The following is a 3,919-nucleotide window of genomic DNA, read 5'->3' as shown; positions in this document are numbered from 1 at the left end:
ATCCGCGAGGAAGTCTATCCCAAGAACATCCTGATGATCGGCCCCACCGGCGTCGGCAAGACCGAAATCAGCCGCCGTCTGGCGAAACTGGCCCGCGCGCCGTTTATCAAGGTCGAGGCCACCAAGTTCACCGAAGTCGGATATGTCGGCCGAGACGTGGAACAGATCGTGCGCGATCTGGCGGATGCGGCCATCCTGCAAACCCGAGAGTTCATGCGCGAAGACGTCAAGGCCAAAGCGCATCAGGCCGCCGAAGACCGCGTGATCGAGGCAATCGCAGGCGCGGATGCGCGCGAAGGCACGCGTGAGATGTTCCGCAAAAAGCTGAAAGCCGGCGAACTGGACGACACGGTGATCGAGCTGGAACTGTCCGACACCTCGAACCCGATGCCGATGTTCGACATTCCGGGGCAGCCGGGTGGTCAGATGGGCATGATGAATCTGGGCGACATTTTCGGCAAGGCCTTTGGCGGACGGACCGTCAAGAAACGCATGACCGTCGCCGAAAGCTATGATGCGCTGATCGGGGAAGAGGCCGACAAGCTGCTGGATGATGAAACCGTCACCCGCACCGCGCTGGAATCCGTCGAGCAGAACGGCATCGTATTTCTGGATGAGATCGACAAGGTCTGTGCCCGCTCTGACGCACGCGGCGGCGATGTCAGCCGCGAAGGCGTGCAGCGCGACCTTCTGCCCTTGATCGAGGGAACCACCGTCAGCACCAAGCATGGCCCGGTCAAAACCGACCACATCCTGTTCATCGCCTCGGGTGCGTTTCACATCGCCAAACCGTCGGATCTGTTGCCGGAATTGCAGGGGCGCCTGCCGATCCGCGTCGAACTGCGCGCCCTGACCGAAGAAGACTTTGTGCGCATCCTGACCGAAACCGACAATGCCCTGACCTTGCAATACACGGCGTTGATGGGCACCGAAGACGTGACCGTCAGCTTTACCGAGGACGGCATCGCGGCATTGGCGAAGATCGCGGCTGACGTGAACCAGAGCATCGAAAACATCGGCGCTCGGCGGCTCTACACCGTCATGGAGCGGGTTTTCGAAGAACTGTCCTTCGCTGCACCGGACAAAGCCGGTTCGCAGATCACCGTTGATGCACAATTCGTCAGCGACAATCTTGGTGAATTGACCAAGTCCTCTGATCTGAGCCGTTACGTTTTGTAACACGGCCAGCCGGTTTTTGCCGTTGTTTAAATCTTGCCATGCTGGACGTCGGGCAAGAATAGGATAGCGTGTGCACGAGTCACCCCGAGGTCTGACCCGTGCTGCGATATTTCGTCATTCTGTTCATATCCCTTTCGATCGGCGCCTGTGTCGACCGAACGGTGTCCGAGGTCGTGCCCGGAGCCGTGAACATCGGAACACCTGAAACCATCTTCGCAAGCACGACCCGCGCGCGAGAGGCTGATGGATCTTATGGATTCCAACGCGGTGAAACGCTCAGGTTCCTGGAAACGACGGTTTCGATTCCACCGACGCATACTCCGGGTACGCTCCGCTTCTCCTATGCGAACCCGAATCCGCGGAAAGAATTCGTTCTGGCGGACGTGACCGAGCTGGATGGACCGCAGGGGCTGCGCAAACACCTGCGAGGACAGGATGACGTCACGATCTTTGTGCACGGCTACAATTCAACCCAGACCGAAACGATCTTCCGCGCGGCGCAGCTGACACATGACATTGGCCTCCCCGGATCGACGCTGGTGTATTCGTGGCCAAGCCGTGCAACGGGCTATGGATACGCCTATGATCTGGACAGTATGCTGTTTGCCCGCGACGGGTTGGAACAGACCATCCGCGAACTGAAAGCCATGGGTGTCAAACGCGTTGTTCTGGTCGCGCATTCCATGGGCGGTGCGTTGACGATGGAGATGATGCGGCAAACCGAACTGCAAGAACCCGGCTGGGCCAAGCGAAACATCGAAGGGGTCGTGCTGATTTCGCCTGATCTTGATCTTGATCTGTTTCGCTCGCAGATGAAACGTATCGACAACCCACCCGACCCGTTCATCGTAATGGTGTCCCAAAAGGACAAGATCCTGAACATCTCGGGCCGCTTGCGTGGCACGGATGAAGGCCAGCGGTTGGGGAACATCAGTTCGGTTGACTCGCTCGAGGAATTCCCGATCAGCGTGATCGACACGACCGCTTTCAACAGTGACGCGGCATCCTCGCATTTCGTTGCCGCGACCTCTCCGGCTTTGTTGTCGATCCTCAGCTCGTTGCGGCGTGTCAACAATACCTTCGGGCGGGAAGACCGACCGGCCATTGATATTCTGGTGCCACCCGGCGCGCGCAATCCAGACGGGGCCACTGGAATTGTTCTGACGGAAACCGGGCAGGCACAGGTCAGCTCTCCGTGACGCGGTTCAAGCTGCGCCGGTATCTTCTGGACAATGCCACCTGGCTTGGCGCAGGCGTTCTTCTGACGTTTTTATCCAGCTTCGGGCAAACATTCTTCATCTCAATCTTTGCCGGTGAAATCCGCGCGGAATTCGGCCTCGGCCATGGTGCGTGGGGTGGGCTGTACACATTGGGCACAACCCTGTCGGCCATCGTGATGATCTGGGCCGGAGGGCTGACGGACATCTTTCGCGTCCGGATGCTGGGTCCGGCGGTTCTGACCGGGTTGTCCCTGGCTGCCCTTGCCATGGCGCTGAATACCTGGCTGCTGCTGTTGCCAGTGGTGATTTTTCTGCTGCGCCTGCTCGGTCAGGGGATGAGCACACATCTGGCCGCGGTCGCCATGGCGCGGTGGTTTACGGTCACGCGGGGCAAGGCGCTTTCCATTGCATCCGTCGGCTATGCCATCGGCGAGGCCTTGCTGCCCCTGATCTTTGTTGCAGCCATGGTTTACCTGGACTGGCGTTGGCTGTGGGTCGTCGCAGCAGGGATGACTGCTTTGGGAATTCCCGTGTTGCTGCGACTATTGCGCGAGGAACGAACACCGCAAAGTCTTGCCGGCGAATCCTCTGCCATTGGCATGCAGGGTCGCCACTGGAGCCGCCGCGACGCGTTGTTTAACCCCTTGTTCTGGTTCATGGTGCCCGCCGTGCTTGCGCCATCGGCATTCATTACCGCGTTTTTCTTCCATCAGGTCTACTTCGCTGAGGTCAAAGGCTGGTTGCATATTCAACTGGTCGCTCTGTTCCCGATCTTTACCGGAGTATCACTGCTGTCGATGTTTGCTGCGGGCTGGGCATTGGACAAGTGGGGCACTGCGCGCATCATGCCATACTATCAGCTTCCGATGGCGGTTGGGTTTGTGGTTCTGGGCATGACTGAATCAATCAGCGGCGCGACGGTTGGCTTGGTGTTTCTTGGCCTGACGGTCGGAGCAAACAGCACTTTGCCCAGCGCGTTCTGGGCAGAATTCTACGGGACCCGGCATATCGGGGCCATCAAGGCGCTGGCTGCGGCTGTCATGGTACTGGGGTCAGCCATCGGCCCCGGTCTGACCGGCGTTCTGATTGACCATGGTCTCTCGCTGAGCATTCAGTTTTTCTGGATCGGCCTGTTCTTCGTGCTGGTATGCAGCCTGGTTTGGGTTGGTATTTCCCGCGCCCGTCGCGACCTTTAGCGCACGCGCCTGAGATAAACGTAATACGCCCCGTCTCCGCCGTGGCTTATATGAGCCGGCGTGACCTGCAACACCGCCTGGGCCAGCGGTGGGATCGACAACCAGTGAGGAACCTGATTTCGCAGAACACCGCGCGGCGTCGGAATCGGACCGGGCTCGTCCCGATCCTTACCTTTGCCGGTCACGACCAGAACCAGACGCTTACCCTGTGCCTGCGCGCTCAGGACAAATCGGATCAGCGCCGGATGGGCCGAAGCCACCCGCATGCCGTGCAGATCCAGCTTGCCTTCGGGTTTTAACTTGCCGCGCTTCATCCGGCCAAAG

At 59.2% G+C, this 3,919-nt stretch carries 4 protein-coding genes; 3 read left to right on the top strand and 1 reads right to left on the bottom strand.

Annotated features, from left to right (window positions below):
* From hslU to AC2FNN_RS21110, 3 genes are all read left to right on the top strand, one after another.
* The coding region (gene hslU / locus AC2FNN_RS21120) for an ATP-dependent protease ATPase subunit HslU (protein WP_496760432.1) at nt 1–1,179 on the top strand (1,179 nt) is incomplete at its 5' end.
* Nucleotides 1,180–1,277: 98 nt separating this feature from the next.
* Nucleotides 1,278–2,378 carry an alpha/beta hydrolase gene (locus AC2FNN_RS21115; protein WP_171635347.1) on the top strand — a complete coding sequence of 367 codons (1,101 nt, stop codon included), beginning with the start codon at nt 1,278–1,280 and terminating at the stop codon, nt 2,376–2,378.
* Nucleotides 2,375–3,595, top strand: coding sequence for an MFS transporter (locus AC2FNN_RS21110; RefSeq protein WP_496760430.1), 1,221 nt, complete (start codon nt 2,375–2,377; stop codon nt 3,593–3,595). The genes AC2FNN_RS21115 and AC2FNN_RS21110 overlap by 4 nt, the downstream gene beginning before the upstream one ends.
* Here AC2FNN_RS21110 and AC2FNN_RS21105 read toward each other — a convergent pair.
* Nucleotides 3,592–3,919, bottom strand: a 328-nt coding sequence (locus tag AC2FNN_RS21105; protein ID WP_496760428.1) for a Smr/MutS family protein, incomplete at its 5' end; no start/stop codon positions are given. The genes AC2FNN_RS21110 and AC2FNN_RS21105 overlap by 4 nt on opposite strands.

The organism is Ruegeria sp. BHSA118 (genome assembly GCF_059613405.1).
Note: the sequence above shows the minus strand (reverse complement) of the source record. Positions and strands in the feature narration are given on the sequence as shown.